A 14,147-nucleotide genomic window follows, 5' to 3' on the forward strand; every position below is an offset into this window, starting at 1 on the left:
GTAGTTTTGATACTTTTTGCGTGGACCGTTACTTTTCATCGGGGATAACAAACCCGATCGGCCGTTTGGGCGCGGGTTCTGGTTTGATCATTAGTTGGCGTAGGACGTCAAATATCTGCTTGATCTGTGCGTGTGTATATTGCCTAAGGTTGTCATTGCGCACGGATAGCATAGAGGTTCTGCTTTCCAGCTGGTCAAGTCGCAACGCTAGTTCTTTGCTTGATGCGGAGGTCTCTCGGATGCGAACGAACGTTCTCATAATTTCGATATTTACCGCAATTGCTGTAGCGCTGCTAAGTACTGATGAGAGCATGGCTACACCTTGTTCGGTGAATGCATAAGGGGCGTAGCGGCGCCCGCCGCGACCGCTCTTTGAGGTCACAAATTGTGACCTCAAAGAGCTCCACTCCGAATCGTCCAATTGGAACATGAAGTCCGATGGGAAGCGTTCGCTGTTTCGTTTGATGGCTTGCATCAGAACCTTTGTCGGAACGTTATATAAGTCCGCCAAGTCGCTATCGAGCAATATTTTTTGCTCCCTCACGACTAGGATCTTCCCGGCAATTGCGGGCGTGTAAGTGTTGGATTGGGCAGTCATCCCTGTCGGTTCTTCTTATTGAGATGACTGCCAAGCTTACGCGCCCTTTGGTGAGGCGATTCGATAATTGTCAACGCCCTGGCCCCAATGTCTCAGACATGTTGGTTTACGGTTTGTCCTTCTCCGTCTCTGGATAGCAGAAGCTTGCCGGGCCTTCGCTGCGGTAGTTGTCCACCATCTTGTAGCGTATCGCGTACAGCGCGAAGATCGCCGCGACCAGCAGGGCGAAGGCGGCGAAGAAGAACATCTGGAACGCGATCACGCCCATGCCGCTGGTGGCGATGTACGCGCTGACGGCGTCGTTCTTCACGCCCGCGTTGACGATCAGCACCCACAGGTTGCCAACCGTGATCGCCAGATACCAGAAGCTCAGGATAATGCCCTTCATCGGCACCGGCGCCTGGCTATAGGCGAACTCCAGTCCCGTCGCCGACACCAGCACCTCGCCCAAGGTCAGCAGCGCATACGGCAGCAGCTGCCACAGGATGGAGATCTTGTCGCCGCCGTCCATCTGCAGCTGGAGCATGCCGATCACAATCCACGACACGCCAGCCAGCGCGATGCCCATGCCCATGCGGCGCAGTGGCGTCGGCGTGATGCCGATGGCGCGCATGATCGGATACAAGGCCAGGTTGTTGAACGGGATCAGCAGCATTACCAGAATCGGATTGACCGCCTGCATCTGCGCCGGCAGCAGCGTGAATTCCCAGCCGAAGATGTTCAGCAACGGGCTGTTCATCGCGTTGGCCTGCACGATCCAGGTCGACGCCTTCTGGTCGAACAGCGAATGGAACGGCGTCACCATCGCGAACACGATCAGGATGCGCAGCACCGCGCGCACGCCTTCCACCGCTTCGTCGCTATGCAGGCCGCGCGCGCGGTCCAGCTGCATCGACACGCCGATGCCGCCAAAGGCCAGCACCAGCACCAGCGCCAGGCAGGCGGCGATGACGAAGCCCCATTGCGGCGCCATGCACAGCGACGCCACCGCGCCCAGCGCGCCGACACCGGCCATCATCAGGCCGGGACGCGATTGGCCCGGCTGCTTGCTCATCAGCGCGGTGCGGGCCACGCTGCTGAAGGAGTTGGGATTCGGCGCGGCCGGCGGCACGTGGATGTACTTGCGCTTGCCGAGCCAGAATATCAGCGTGGCGACCGCCATCAGGATGCCGGGAATGCCGAAGGCGACGGCCGGGCCGTAGTCGCGCAGGAACACCGGCATCAGCAGCGAAGCGAAGAAGGAGCCGAAGTTGATGATCCAGTAGAAGGCGTCATACACCAGCTTGGCGCGGTTCTTGTTGCTCTGGTCGAACTGGTCGCCGACAAACGCCGCCACCAGCGGCTTGATGCCGCCCGAGCCGAACGCGATCAGGAACAGGCCGAAGTAGAAACCCTTGAGGTTGTCCTCGAAGATCGCCAGGCAGGCATGGCCGGCCACGTAGATCAGGCTGAACCAGAACACCGTGTTGTATTTGCCGAACCAGCGGTCGGCCAGCCAGCCGCCCAGCAGCGGGAAGAAGTACACGCCGATGACGAAGGTGTGGAATACATGCTTGGCCTCGCTGGCGCGGTCGGCCAGCGGCACGAACAGCAGCAGGGTGCTGAGCAGGAATGGCGTGAGGATGTTGCGCATGCCGTAGAAGCTGAAACGTTCGCAGCCTTCGTTGGCGATGATGTAGGGAATTTGCCGGGGCATTGGCCCGTTGCCGGTGTTGCTCACTATTTTCTCTCCTGATTTTGTGTAGTTTGACTACTATTTTTATCCGACGAATTTTTGTAAATATTCGTAAGATGCTGATTTTTATGGATTAATTGTATTAATCCGCAAGTGCCTCATGGATTGAAAAAACCATATTCGTGATGTATATTGTCTACAAACCTATATCCAGCTTTGCCAACCCCGGATTTTCTTATGACTAAGCAACTTACACAAGTTTTACCGCACTCCCAGGACTGGTACCGCGAGGCGATCATCTACCAGGTCTACCCGCGCAGCTTCAACGACACCAACGGTGACGGCATCGGCGATTTACCCGGGATTACGGCAAAGCTGGACTATATCGCATCGCTGGGCGTGGACATCGTCTGGATCTCGCCTTATTTCAAATCGCCGATGAAGGACTTCGGTTACGACATCTCCGATTACTGCGACGTCGACCCGATGTTCGGCACGCTGGCCGACTTCGATGCGATGATCGCCAGGGCGCACAGCCTGGGCCTGAAGATCATGATCGACCAGGTGATGGCGCACACGGCCGAGGAGCATGCGTGGTTCAAGGAGAGCCGCTCCAGCCGCGACAATCCCAAGGCCGACTGGTACGTCTGGTCCGATCCGGCGCCGGACGGCAATCCGCCGAACAACTGGATGTCGGTGTTCGGCGGCTCGTCGTGGCAGTGGGACACGCGCCGTCGTCAATACTATTTACACAATTTCCTGGTCAGCCAGCCGCAGGTCAATTTCCACAACCCGGAGGTGCAGCAGGCCCACCTGGACGCGCTGCGTTTCTGGCTGGAGCGCGGCGTCGACGGCATCCGCCTGGACGCCTGCAATTTCCACTTCCACGACCAGGAACTGCGCAGCAATCCGCCGGCCGTCAACCGCGACACCGCCACCGTATCGGACGTCAATCCCTACGGCATGCAGGCGCACATCTACGACAAGAGCCGCCCGGAGAACCTGCCGTTCCTGCAGAAACTGCGCTCGCTGCTGAACGAATACAAGGCGGTCGCGATCGGCGAAGTGGGCGCCGACGATTCGCTGGCCGTGATGGCCGAGTACACCGCCGACGGCGACAAGCTGCAGATGGCCTACAGCTTCAACCTGCTGGTGCCGACCTGCTCGTCGCATTACATCCGCCAGCAGGTGGAGAATTTCGAAGCGCGCGTCAAGGGCGGCTGGGCTTCCTGGTCGGTCGGCAACCACGACGTGCAGCGGGTGGCGACCCGCTGGGGCGGCCCGGACGCGCCGGCGGCGTTCGCCAAGATGATCCTGGCGATGCAGCTGTCGCTGAAGGGCACGCCGTGCCTGTACCAGGGCGACGAACTGGCCTTCGCCGAGGCGGACGTGCCGTTCGAACTGCTGCAAGACCCGTATGGCATCACCTTCTGGCCGGAGTTCAAGGGCCGCGACGGCTGCCGCACGCCGATGGCGTGGACCGACGGCGCCAACGGCGGCTTCACCGAAGGCAAGCCGTGGCTGCCGGTATCGCCGGACCACCTGGCCAAGGCGGCCTCGGTGCAGGAGGGCGATGCCGCGTCGTCGCTGGAATTCACCCGCAAGTTCATCGCCTGGCGCCGCAAGCTGCCGCAGCTGACGCGCGGCGCGATCCAGTTCTTCGACACGCCGGAACCGGTGCTGGCGCTGCGCCGCGACGTCGAGGGCGAGCGTGGCATCATCGCCGTGTTCAACCTGGGTGCGGAGCCTGTCACATGCGCGCTGCCGCAGGCGCTGGGCGCCGAGCAGATGGATGGTTACGGCCTGCCGGGCACGGTGGTGGACGGCCAGGTGCAACTGCCGGCCTTCGGCGCCTGGTTTGGCTACGCCCGCTGATACGATTTCGCATCGTTTCCTTCTTAACACCAGGTATTTCGGGTATGCTTCCGCCAACTGTTTTGACTGAATTGACGATGAAACAAGCTGAAGTAGATCAAAAACTGAACCGCACCGCCTTCGCCGACGGCCCGCGCCTGCTGGCCGACATCGGCGCGACCCACGCCCGCTTCGCCTTGCAGACCGCGCCCGGCGAGTTCCGCGCAGTGCGCGTGCTCAAGTGCGACGACTACACCGACATCGTGGCGATGCTGCGCTCCTACCTGTCGGACCATGCCGATATCACGCTGAACCACGCGGCGCTGGCGGTGGCCAATCCGGTCAGCGGCGACCACGTGCGCATGACCAACCGCGACTGGGAATTCTCCACCGACGAAGTGCGCCGCGCCCTGGGTCTGCACACGCTGCTGGTGGTGAACGACTTTACCGCGCTGGCGATGTCGCTGCCGGGCCTGAAGCCGGCCGATCTGATGCAGGTGGGCGGCGGCAAGCCGGCCTCCAATTCCGTCATCGGCGTGCTGGGACCGGGCACCGGCCTGGGCGTATCGGGCGTGATACCGACCGTCGACGGTTTCGTCACGTTGGGTTCGGAAGGTGGTCACACCAACTTCGCGCCGGCCGACGAGCGCGAATATTCGATTTTGCAGTACGCCTGGCAGACCTGGTCGCACGTGTCGACCGAGCGTTTGATTTCCGGCCCCGGCATGGAGATCATCTACCGCGCCATCGCCAAGCGCAATGGGCGCCAGGTGCGCGACTTGACGTCGCAGGAGATCATGGCCGGCGCGCTGACCGACAAAGACCCGCTGTGCCTGGAAGTGCTGGAATGCTTCTGCGCCATGCTGGGCGGCGCCACCGCCAACCTGGCCGTGACCCTGGGCGCCTTCGGCGGCATGTTCATCGGCGGCGGCATCGTGCCGCGCATGGGCGAGTGGTTCGCTTCGTCGCCGTTCCGTTCGCGCTTCGAGGCCAAGGGCCGCTTCACCAGTTACCTGTCGGAGATTCCGACCTATGTGATCACCACGCCGAACCCGGCGTTCTACGGCGTGGCGACGATTTTGTCCGAGCACCTGCGCGGACGCAGCGGCGCCAACACGCTGATGGAGCGGGTGCAGCATCTGCAGCACGAGCTGACGCCGGCCGAGCAGCGCGTGGCGCAGCTGGTGCTGGAGCAGCCGCGCCTGGTGTTGAACGAGCCGATCGCCGACATCGCGCGCCTGGCCGAAGTGAGCCAGCCGACCGTGATCCGTTTCTGCCGTTCGCTGGGTTTCCTCGGCCTGGCCGATTTCAAATTGAAGTTCGCCAGCAGCCTGACCGGTGCGATTCCGGTGCGCCACAGCCAGGTGCGCGTCAGCGACAGCACGCACGACCTGAGCGCCAAGGTCATCGACAATACCGTTTCCGCGATCCTGAAATTCCGCGACCAGCTGGACGTGCGTTCGCTGGACAAGGCGATCGCGCTGGTGGCCAAGGCCAAGCGGGTCGAGTTCTACGCGATGGGCAATTCGCGCGTGGTGGCGCTGGACGGCCAGCACAAGTTCTTCCGCTTCCGCATTCCGACGTCGGCCTATGGCGACTCGCATCTGCTGACGCTGGCGGCCGAGCTGTTGAATCCGGGCGACGTGGTGATAGCCATCTCCAATTCCGGCAAGCTGCCGGATCTGTTGGCGGCGGTCGATGCGGCGCGGGCGGCGGGGGCGGACGTCATCGCCATCACGTCGAGCAACTCGCCGCTGGCGAAGAAGGCCAGCGTTTGCCTGGCGGTCGATCACAGCGAAGACAGCACCACCTTCCTGTCGATGATCTCGCGCATCCTGCAACTGCTGCTGATCGACATCCTGTCGGTAGGCATTTCGCTGGACACGCAGAACTCGCGCCTGGTCGTCGAGCACAAGACCGCCAGCGGCGGCGACGACAACCGCCGCCTGCTGATCTCCCACCTCGACAGTTAAAACAAAAACACCGGGGTCAAGTCTGACATTCGGACACGAGCTCTACAGTAACGCCTGTTACTGCAGAGCTCGTGTCCGAATGTCAGACTTGACCCCGGGCGCCCGGGCGCCCCGGGCGCCCAGAAATACTCCAGATGATCGCGCCAGCGCTGCATGATCGTCTGCACCGCCGCGCTTCCGCTCCCTGCGGCTTGGCCGCGACCATATCGGTATAAACCGTATTCCCTTCCCCCATCCATCAGCATGCGAATCTCCGCCAGCGGTACGTTCAGCTCCTGGTGGAACAGAATCTGCTGCGACCGCGTTGGTAGGCCAAGCGTAAACTGCTTAAAAAAAAGTCCTTGAACTCTTCCGTAAACAAGTTAAGATATATCTCAATAAGTTATATCTTAACTTGTCATATCGTAAGGAGTTCAGAAATGTTTAGATTTTTACATCACCAACACCGCCACCACGCCATGCATGGCGACCACCACCATCGCGGCGGCGGCCGCGGCCGTGGGCCGAAAATGTTCGACGCCGGCGCCATGCGCTACATCGTGCTGCAGCTGATCGCGGAAAAGCCGCGCCACGGCTATGAAATCATCAAGGAGCTGGAGCAGCGCTCCGGCGGCGGCTACACGCCCAGCCCCGGCGCCATCTATCCGCTGCTGTCGATGCTGCTGGACATGGGCCACGTGGTCGCTACCGCCGACGGCAACAAGAAGCTGCACACCATCACGCCTGAAGGCGAGGCCTTCCTGGCCGAGAACCGCCAATTCGTCGACGCCATCGTGGCCCGCATGAGCGATCCGGCCGAGTCGCGCGACGACCTGCGCACCATCATGCATGAACTTAAGCACGCGGTGATCGCCCAGGGCCAGGAGAACCATCCCAGCGCCGCCAAACTGGAGCTGATACGCGCCATCCTGCGCCGCACCACCGCTGAAATCCTGGCGCTGGAATAGGCCAACTGAAGGGAGCACAACAATATGCAAGCAACTTCCCCCTTGACCCTGCCGCTGCCTGCGGCGCGCGAACGCCTCGTGCTGTGGCTGCTGGCGCTGACCCAGTTCACCGTCATCATGGACTTCATGGTGATGATGCCGCTGGCGCCGCAGCTGATGCGCGCCTTTGCCATCGAACCGGCCGCCGTGTCCGGCGCGGTGTCGGCCTACGCCTGGTGCGCCGGCCTGTCCGGCCTGCTGGCCTCCATGTATATCGACCGTTTCGACCGCAAGCGTTTGCTGCTGGCGATGTTCGCGCTGTTCACCCTGTCGAACCTGGCCTGCGCGCTGGCGCCCAACTTCCACCTGCTGGTGCTGTCGCGCGCGTTTGCCGGTCTGACCGGCGGCGTGCTGGGCTCCATCGTCATGGCCATCATCGGCGACCTGATCCCGGGCGAGCGCCGCGGCGCCGCCACCGGCATCGTGATGACCTCGTTCAGCCTGGCCGCCGTGGCCGGCGTGCCGACCGGCGTGATGCTGGCCGCGCACTACGGCTGGGCCTCGCCGTTCTATCTGCTGGTGGTGTTTTCGCTGCTGGTCTGGTGCGCCGCCTGGCGCGTGCTGCCGTCGCTGAACGGCCACTTGACGCGCCGCGTGCCGCTGTCCGAAGTGCTGCCCAATCTGATCGGCCTGTACCGCGTGCGCGGCCATCTGAAAGCCTTCCTGCTGTCGGGCGTGAACATGTTGACGGGCATGCTGGTGATCCCCTTCATCTCGCCGGTGCTGGTGGAAAATATCGGCGTGCAGCCGGCGGAGATCACTTTTGTCTACCTGGCCGGCGGCGTGGCCACGCTGTTCAGCGCGCGCATGATAGGCAAATGGTCGGACCGCGTCGGCGCCCAGCGGGTGTACCGCTATATCGCGCTGTTCTCCATGCTGCCGATCATGTTCATGACGCACATGCCGGCGATCCCGCTGGTGGCGGTGATCCTGTTCTTCCCGTTCTTCATGATGGCTCTGTCGGGCCGCAACATTCCGATGCAGGCCTTGATGACGACGGTGCCGGAGCCGGCCAAGCGTGGCGCCTTCCTCAGCTCCAACTCGGCGATCCAGCAAGTGGGCAGCGGCGTGGGCGCGCTGCTGGGGGGATTGATGCTGCACACCGATGCGGCCGGCCATATCGTCGGCTACGGCCTGAACGGCTGGATCGCCGCCGGCCTGACCTTGTTCTCGGTGTGCTGGATAGGGCGGGTGGGCGCAGCCGCCAAGGCCGCGCCGCAGGCAGGGCGGAAGCTCGCTTAGCCGTCGATGCTGGTGCGCTTGGCGGGGTGTTTCTCCCGGCGCCAGCGCGCCAGGCTGATGACTTCGTCGGTGCTGGCGTCTTCCACCAGGATTTCCTCGTCGCTCGACGAGACCAGGAAGCTCTCCCAGCGCTGCGCCGCATCGCTGCTGTTCTCCACAAAGCTGAACTGCCAGTAGTTCTTGCCGTTCAGCTTGCGCGGGGCCGGGTCGTACTCGATCAGGGCGCCGTGCGATTTGCCGCCCGAATTCTTCTCCACGATGGCCGACCAGGCTTGCAGTTCCGGCAGCGCCATCAGCGCCGCCGCGGCCTGTTCCTTGCTGCGCACGTGTTGGACTTCGGCCGAGGCCGACGGCGCCACGTTGGCGGCATGGCGCGGCGCCGCCGTCGCGCTGGCGGAGGCGGAGGCCGACGCCGAACTGCTGGCGCTGGCCGGCAGCTTGGCCTGGGCCGGCATGATCTGGGATTCGGCCGGCTTGATGGCGGCGAAATAGACACCCCCGCCCAGCAGCAGCGCACCGGCGACGGCGCCTGCAATGAACAGATTTCGGGTGGACGGGCTGCGAGATACCATATACGTGAATGCCTGGATTGTTGGTTGCGGTCATACTAAACCAAAGGCATCCAAGGGGCAACTTTTACCGGCCTGAACCGGGCCTGGCTATACCATTTTGATATTACTCCCGCGAGATAATTCATTGGAGGCGGGGCGGTCTTTTTCGTACCATGGCGGCAGCGTCGTAAAAAGGATCGCATATAGTGGACAAAAATATACTGGGCATAGACTGGGGCACGAGCAACCGTCGCGCCTATCTGATCGATCAACACGGCGCCTGCCTGGCCGAACACGAGGATGACCAGGGCATGCTGGCGGTCGGCGGACGCGAGCGCTTCGGCGACTCGCTGGCCGGCCTGCTCGACGCCATGGGCGTGGATGGCCAGGTGCCGGTGATCATGTCCGGCATGGTCGGCAGCGCCTCCGGCTGGCAGGAAGTCAATTACCTCGACAGCGCGGTGCCCCTGCAGCGCCTGCCGCAGCACCTGGCGCCGGTGACCGACGCCGACTGGGCCGGCCGCTGCCGCATCGTGCCCGGTTACTGCTACCGCAACGGCGCCGCCGTCGACGTCATGCGCGGCGAGGAGACCCAGCTGCTGGGCGCGGTGGCGCTCGGCCATCGCGACGGCTGGCTGGTACTGCCCGGCACCCACAGCAAATGGGTGCTGCTGCGCGACGGTTTGATCCAGTCGCTGTCCACCTACATGACCGGCGAACTGTTCGCCATGCTGTCGGCCCGCGGCACCTTGTCGTCCATGATGGGCGGCGACGCCTCGGATGCCGAGGGTTACGCCATCGGCCTGCGGCAGGCCGCCCTGAACGAACCCTTGTCGAATACCCTGTTCCGCGTGCGCGCCGGCGTGGTCTCGCGCAGCGCGCCGCAGGCGCAGGCGCCGGCCGTGGTCAGCGGCTTGCTGATCGGCGCCGAATTCGCCGCCGCCACCCGCGCGCTGGCCGAAGCCGGCGGCGCGGCCGGCATCACCGTCATCGGCTCGCCGGCGCTGGCCGCCCGCTATGCGGTGGCCGCCACGCACTTCGGTTTGCAGTGCGACGTGCTCGATCCGCATCGCGTGTACTGCAGCGCGATTTCCCAATTCAATCACCAGGCTTGACCATGACTCCATCCCACCCCACCGTTCCCCTGGTCGCCATCCTGCGCGGCCTGCAACCTGCGGAGGCGGTCGCGGTCGGCAAGGTGCTGCACCAGGCCGGCTTCCGCGCGCTGGAAGTGCCGCTCAACCGTCCCGGCGCCATCGAATGCATCGCCGCGCTGGTCAAGGAGCAGCTGCCGGATACGCTGGTCGGCGGCGGCACCATGCTCAACGTCGGCCACGTCGAGGCGGTGGTCGAAGCCGGCGGTCGCCTGCTGGTTTCGCCGAACTGCGTTCCGGCCGTGATCCGCCGCGCCGCAGACCTGGGCATGTATTGCGCGCCCGGCGTCGCCACCCCGACCGAAGCGTTCGCCGCGCTGGACGCCGGCGCCCATGCGCTGAAACTGTTCCCTGCCGATATGGTCGGCCACAACGGCCTGAAGGCCTTCAACAGCGTGGTGCCCGCTGGCACGCCGATGTGGCCGGTCGGCGGCATCACGCCCGACAATATGGAGGGCTGGGTGCGCGCCGGCGCCACCGGCTTCGGCATCGGCGGCCAGTTGTACACGCCGGGCGTGAGCCTGGAGGAACTGGGCCAGCGGGCAGCGGCCTACGTGAGCAAATGGCGCGCGTTGACCGTATGATGGCGGATTCGACACTCGGAGTGAAACTGATGAGCAAGCATGACGTGCAATGTATCTGGGAAGCCGGCGCGCAGCTGGGCGAAGGCCCGCTGTGGGTGGCGGAGCAAAATCGCCTGTATTTCGTCGACCTGAAAAACCAGATCTTGCATGCGCTGGACGCGGACGGCGGCCAGCGCCGCAGCTGGACCATGTCGGACTACATCTGCTGGCTGGTCGCGCGCCGCGACGGCGACGGCTTCATGGCCGGCCTGCGCGACGGCATCGCCCGCGTGTGGCTGGAGCCGGAGTTGCGCATCGAATACCTGGCGCGTCCGTTCCCGGCCGGCAGCGGCCTGCGCATGAACGACGCCAAGGCCGATAGCGCCGGCCGCATCTGGGCCGGTTCCATGCACAACACCGATTACGCGCAGGCCATCGGCCAGCTGTTCCGCCTGGATACCGATCTGTCGCTGACGGTGGCGGACCAGGGCTACCACATCTGCAACGGCCCGGCCTTCAGCCGGGACGGCGCCACCATGTATCACACCGACAGCTTCGAAGGCCGCACCTATGCCTATCCGCTGGCGGCCGACGGCACGCTGGGCACGCCGCAACTGTGGCGCCAGTTCGGCGACGGCGAAGGTTCGCCGGACGGCATGACGGTCGACAGCGAAGGCTGCGTCTGGATCGCGCAGTGGGGCGGCGGCCGTGTCTGCCGCTACTCGGCCGACGGCGAACTGCTGGACAGCATCCACGTGCCGGTGCGCAATCCCGCCTCGTGCACCTTCGGCGGCGCCGATCTGAAGACGCTGTACATCACCAGCGCGCGCGAGGACAACACGCCGGAGCAGTTGCAAGAGTTTCCGCTGACCGGCGCCTTGTTCGCCGTGCGGCTGGACGTGGCCGGCCTGCCGGCCGCGCGCTTCGGCTAGCGGCAGCACTCATCGTCATCCGTTTTTTTAGAGATGCCGCGCGACGCGGCAGGGGGAGGTGCGCACACGTGGTCGGCAGTGGGTGTCATTCAAACTATAAAAAACTGGAGACAAAACAATGAAGCTCAAGCATTTGCTGTTCGCATTCTGCGGCCTGGCGTTCAGCCTGGGCGCGCAGTGCGCCACCTTCGCCAACGGCGCCGATGTCGGCTGGGTCAGCCAGCAGGAGTCCAGCGGCTATTCGTTCTACAACAGCAGCGGCGTCAAGACCGATCCGTTTGTGCTGCTGAAGAACTTGCAGGTGAACTCGATCCGGCTGCGCGTGTGGGTCAACCCCAGCGGCGGCTGGAACAACGGCGCCGACGTGCTGTACAAAGCCAAGCGCGCCGCCGCGCAAGGCCAGCGCATCCTGATCGACTTCCACTACAGCGACGGCTGGGCCGATCCCGGCCAGCAGACCAAGCCCGCCGCCTGGGCCAGCCACACGCTGGCGCAGCTCAACAACGACGTCTACAGCCATACGCAGGGCATCCTCAGCTACCTGAAGACCAACGGCGTCACGGTCGAATGGGTACAGGTCGGCAATGAGATCAACAGCGGCATGCTGTGGCCGGAAGGGAAGACCACCAGCTTCGCCAACCTGGCCGGGTTGATCAACAGCGGCTACAACGCCACCAAGGCGGTCTATCCCGACGCCAAGGTGATCCTGCACCTGGCCAACGGCTACGACAACGCCGTGTTCCGCTGGTTCTTCGACGGCGTGAAGACGGCCGGCGCCAAGTGGGACGTGATCGGCATGTCGCACTATCCGCCGGCGTCGGACTGGGCCAACTACAACAACAAGATCTCGACCAATATGTGGGACATGGTGGCGCGCTACGCCAAGCCGGTGATGGTGACGGAAGTGGGGCTGGACTGGACCCAGGCCGCCACCAGCAAGGCCATGCTGGCCGATTTGCTGAGCAAGACCAAGGCGCTCGGCTCGAACGGGCTGGGCGTGTTCTATTGGGAGCCGCAGGCGTATCCGGGCTGGCAGGGTTATACGATGGGCGCGCTCGATGCGAGCGGCAAGTTCACCATCGCGCTTGATCCATTTTAAGCAGCGAGGGCAGGGAGGGGTGGGCTCCTCCCTGTTAGAATCCGGGATTCGATATCTATGGTCCCATCATGCAGAAGCCAGTCATCCGTTATTTACACCTCACTCCGGACAGCGATCTTCCCGCGCTGGAAGGCCTGTCCCACTTCAAAGCCGTGGTGGTCGTCGAGGCCGACGTGGCGGAGATGACGATGTGGGAAACCAGCCGCTGGCTGGTGGAGTCCGGCTGCGCGCTGGCGCTCGCTTGGGGCAAGGAGTGCGAAGCCTGGCGCGAAGCGATTGAGGACGCCAGCCTGGAAGCGGTCAACTACGAAGACGTGCCGGACGAACAGCTGCTGATCACCACCGCGCACGAGGACGAAGAACTGAGCGAAGCGTTCTGGTACGCCCGGCACCGCGCCGCGCACCCCGCGCACGAACTGCGCGAGACGCTGATCCTGCACATCGCCGACACCCCGCGCCGCGAGGAGCTGGAAGCGGAGTATCGCGACGCCTGAACAGGCGAGCACACCTTTGAGTGCGATCAGGCCGTACCACCGCACCGCATGCTACACCTGCCATCGAGGCGTTGTGAAGTTCGATGGCGGCGGCGACGGAATGAACAGCAAAGACATCTATTATTCATGCTCCACATGGATCGCATATGAAATCTGCCAGTGGTTCTACGGTGAGATTCATTATGCCTGGTGTACGCCTTACTTCGACCCACCGTCAAAATTAAATCCATATAACGCGGTACCGCCAAGCTCAAGTCCACGTGCGCTGTATTGGAGTCTCATGAAGGATGTGGGCGCGTTAGATCTGCATTCAGGCAGGATAGAAAAAGTCCGTGCGGGTATTCGACGGGGCGCTATCAGTCGGCTAAACAAGGGTATGATCGACATTTGCCAGTTCAATGAAATTCAAGAGCTGGTGAAGTCGGCTCAGCCCGCCAATTTTTCACCACTCATGTTTGTGATTCCGAAGCCGCCGGTCGCTGCCATGCTTAATTTCGTACCCTTGGCGAAGCGAGCCAGCTTGTTTTCGGAGGAGTACATCATCGAGAATTTGCCAAGAAATCTCTTTGATGCGATTGAGCTTTGAATCGGAGTGAGTCATGGACATTCTTACCTATATCGAATCGGCCTCTTTAGATACTGCGATCGCTGCAGTCTACTATTGCATTCGGGCTTTAGAGCAAGCAGGGTTGCCCGAAGAGCAGCAGCGGGATATTTTTTTCGAGGGGCCGTCCAGTCCGCCACCGCCGGGAAGCATCGAGCTGACCCATACTATTTTGGCGGCCATTGAAGAAGCGGAGCATGTGCGCATTGACGATCTGGACCGTAAGACTGCTGATGCCTATATCCGCAATGCTGGGGGAGCAATGGATACGATAATCACGCGCATGGAAGGATACGATGAGGCCAGAGGCAAGGAACTGCTGAGGAAAATGGAAGCCGCATCGCTGAGGGTGTAAATAATTTTGTGTAAACGGTCATTTGGCAGGACACTGCCGCCATCAAGGAGAAACAATGACCGTTGTA

14 protein-coding genes are annotated in these 14,147 nt (G+C 62.8%); 11 read left to right on the forward strand and 3 right to left on the reverse strand.

Annotated features, from left to right (window positions below; translation table 11 throughout):
• Positions 1–28: 28 nt before the first annotated feature.
• Both AC1RMD_RS26415 and AC1RMD_RS26420 read right to left on the reverse strand, forming a co-directional pair.
• Positions 29–598 carry an ORF6N domain-containing protein gene (locus AC1RMD_RS26415; RefSeq protein ID WP_492931006.1) on the reverse strand — a complete coding sequence of 190 codons (570 nt, stop codon included), beginning with the start codon at positions 596–598 and terminating at the stop codon, positions 29–31.
• Positions 599–704: 106 nt separating this feature from the next.
• Positions 705–2,294, reverse strand: coding sequence for a POT-type proton-dependent oligopeptide transporter (locus tag AC1RMD_RS26420; RefSeq protein WP_492931008.1), 1,590 nt, complete (start codon positions 2,292–2,294; stop codon positions 705–707).
• Positions 2,295–2,510: 216 nt separating this feature from the next.
• Here AC1RMD_RS26420 and AC1RMD_RS26425 point away from each other — a divergent pair, with 216 nt between their 5' ends.
• The 4 genes from AC1RMD_RS26425 to AC1RMD_RS26440 all read left to right on the forward strand — a co-directional run bounded on the left by AC1RMD_RS26425 (position 2,511) and on the right by AC1RMD_RS26440 (position 8,328).
• A complete protein-coding gene (locus AC1RMD_RS26425; RefSeq protein ID WP_492931010.1) occupies positions 2,511–4,148 on the forward strand; it encodes an alpha-amylase family glycosyl hydrolase in 1,638 nt (545 codons plus the stop codon).
• A 77-nt stretch (positions 4,149–4,225) separates the two neighbouring features.
• Positions 4,226–6,100, forward strand: a complete 1,875-nt coding sequence (locus tag AC1RMD_RS26430; RefSeq protein ID WP_492931012.1) for a glucokinase — start codon at positions 4,226–4,228, stop codon at positions 6,098–6,100.
• A gap of 419 nt (positions 6,101–6,519) precedes the next feature.
• Positions 6,520–7,047, forward strand: a complete 528-nt coding sequence (locus AC1RMD_RS26435) for a PadR family transcriptional regulator (RefSeq protein WP_492931014.1) — start codon at positions 6,520–6,522, stop codon at positions 7,045–7,047.
• 24 nt (positions 7,048–7,071) lie between these two features.
• Positions 7,072–8,328: an MFS transporter gene (locus AC1RMD_RS26440; RefSeq protein WP_492931016.1), complete on the forward strand. Its 1,257-nt coding sequence runs from the start codon at positions 7,072–7,074 to the stop codon at positions 8,326–8,328.
• Here the strand turns inward: AC1RMD_RS26440 and AC1RMD_RS26445 are convergent.
• The gene (locus tag AC1RMD_RS26445) at positions 8,325–8,900 is read right to left on the reverse strand and encodes a hypothetical protein (RefSeq protein WP_492931018.1); all 576 of its coding nucleotides are present in this window, start codon (positions 8,898–8,900) and stop codon (positions 8,325–8,327) included. The two genes, AC1RMD_RS26440 and AC1RMD_RS26445, sit on opposite strands and share 4 nt — an antisense overlap.
• Positions 8,901–9,085: 185 nt before the next feature.
• Here AC1RMD_RS26445 and AC1RMD_RS26450 point away from each other — a divergent pair, with 185 nt between their 5' ends.
• The 7 genes from AC1RMD_RS26450 to AC1RMD_RS26480 all read left to right on the forward strand — a co-directional run bounded on the left by AC1RMD_RS26450 (position 9,086) and on the right by AC1RMD_RS26480 (position 14,080).
• On the forward strand, positions 9,086–9,994 hold the full coding sequence (locus AC1RMD_RS26450) for a 2-dehydro-3-deoxygalactonokinase (protein WP_492931020.1): 909 nt from the start codon (positions 9,086–9,088) through the stop codon (positions 9,992–9,994).
• A gap of 2 nt (positions 9,995–9,996) precedes the next feature.
• Entirely contained in the window at positions 9,997–10,617 is a 621-nt protein-coding gene (locus tag AC1RMD_RS26455; RefSeq protein WP_492931022.1) for a 2-dehydro-3-deoxy-6-phosphogalactonate aldolase, read from the forward strand.
• 29 nt (positions 10,618–10,646) lie between these two features.
• Entirely contained in the window at positions 10,647–11,528 is an 882-nt protein-coding gene (locus AC1RMD_RS26460) for an SMP-30/gluconolactonase/LRE family protein (RefSeq protein ID WP_492931024.1), read from the forward strand.
• A 118-nt stretch (positions 11,529–11,646) separates the two neighbouring features.
• A complete protein-coding gene (locus AC1RMD_RS26465) occupies positions 11,647–12,627 on the forward strand; it encodes a glycoside hydrolase family 53 protein (RefSeq protein WP_492931026.1) in 981 nt (326 codons plus the stop codon).
• Between the two features lie 68 nt (positions 12,628–12,695).
• A complete protein-coding gene (locus AC1RMD_RS26470; protein ID WP_492931028.1) occupies positions 12,696–13,121 on the forward strand; it encodes a DUF7684 family protein in 426 nt (141 codons plus the stop codon).
• Between the two features lie 100 nt (positions 13,122–13,221).
• Positions 13,222–13,707, forward strand: a complete 486-nt coding sequence (locus tag AC1RMD_RS26475; protein WP_492931030.1) for a hypothetical protein — start codon at positions 13,222–13,224, stop codon at positions 13,705–13,707.
• 13 nt (positions 13,708–13,720) lie between these two features.
• Positions 13,721–14,080: a hypothetical protein gene (locus AC1RMD_RS26480; protein WP_492931032.1), complete on the forward strand. Its 360-nt coding sequence runs from the start codon at positions 13,721–13,723 to the stop codon at positions 14,078–14,080.
• Positions 14,081–14,147 lie beyond the last annotated feature (67 nt).

It is taken from the genome of Duganella sp. GW822-FHT06D06 (assembly GCF_058799615.1).

Excerpts from the sequence above, each read along its gene's own strand:
- AC1RMD_RS26480 (WP_492931032.1), top strand. The coding sequence starts at position 13,721 with ATGGACATTCTTACCTATATCGAATCGGCCTCTTTAGATACTGCGATC.
- AC1RMD_RS26425 (WP_492931010.1), top strand. The coding sequence starts at position 2,511 with ATGACTAAGCAACTTACACAAGTTTTACCGCACTCCCAGGACTGGTAC.
- AC1RMD_RS26435 (WP_492931014.1), top strand. The coding sequence starts at position 6,520 with ATGTTTAGATTTTTACATCACCAACACCGCCACCACGCCATGCATGGC.
- AC1RMD_RS26455 (WP_492931022.1), top strand. The coding sequence starts at position 9,997 with ATGACTCCATCCCACCCCACCGTTCCCCTGGTCGCCATCCTGCGCGGC.
- AC1RMD_RS26430 (WP_492931012.1), top strand. The coding sequence starts at position 4,226 with ATGAAACAAGCTGAAGTAGATCAAAAACTGAACCGCACCGCCTTCGCC.
- AC1RMD_RS26475 (WP_492931030.1), top strand. The coding sequence starts at position 13,222 with ATGAACAGCAAAGACATCTATTATTCATGCTCCACATGGATCGCATAT.
- AC1RMD_RS26470 (WP_492931028.1), top strand. The coding sequence starts at position 12,696 with ATGCAGAAGCCAGTCATCCGTTATTTACACCTCACTCCGGACAGCGAT.
- AC1RMD_RS26440 (WP_492931016.1), top strand. The coding sequence starts at position 7,072 with ATGCAAGCAACTTCCCCCTTGACCCTGCCGCTGCCTGCGGCGCGCGAA.
- AC1RMD_RS26415 (WP_492931006.1), bottom strand. The coding sequence starts at position 598 with ATGACTGCCCAATCCAACACTTACACGCCCGCAATTGCCGGGAAGATC.
- AC1RMD_RS26465 (WP_492931026.1), top strand. The coding sequence starts at position 11,647 with ATGAAGCTCAAGCATTTGCTGTTCGCATTCTGCGGCCTGGCGTTCAGC.
- AC1RMD_RS26460 (WP_492931024.1), top strand. The coding sequence starts at position 10,647 with ATGAGCAAGCATGACGTGCAATGTATCTGGGAAGCCGGCGCGCAGCTG.
- AC1RMD_RS26420 (WP_492931008.1), bottom strand. The coding sequence starts at position 2,294 with ATGCCCCGGCAAATTCCCTACATCATCGCCAACGAAGGCTGCGAACGT.
- AC1RMD_RS26445 (WP_492931018.1), bottom strand. The coding sequence starts at position 8,900 with ATGGTATCTCGCAGCCCGTCCACCCGAAATCTGTTCATTGCAGGCGCC.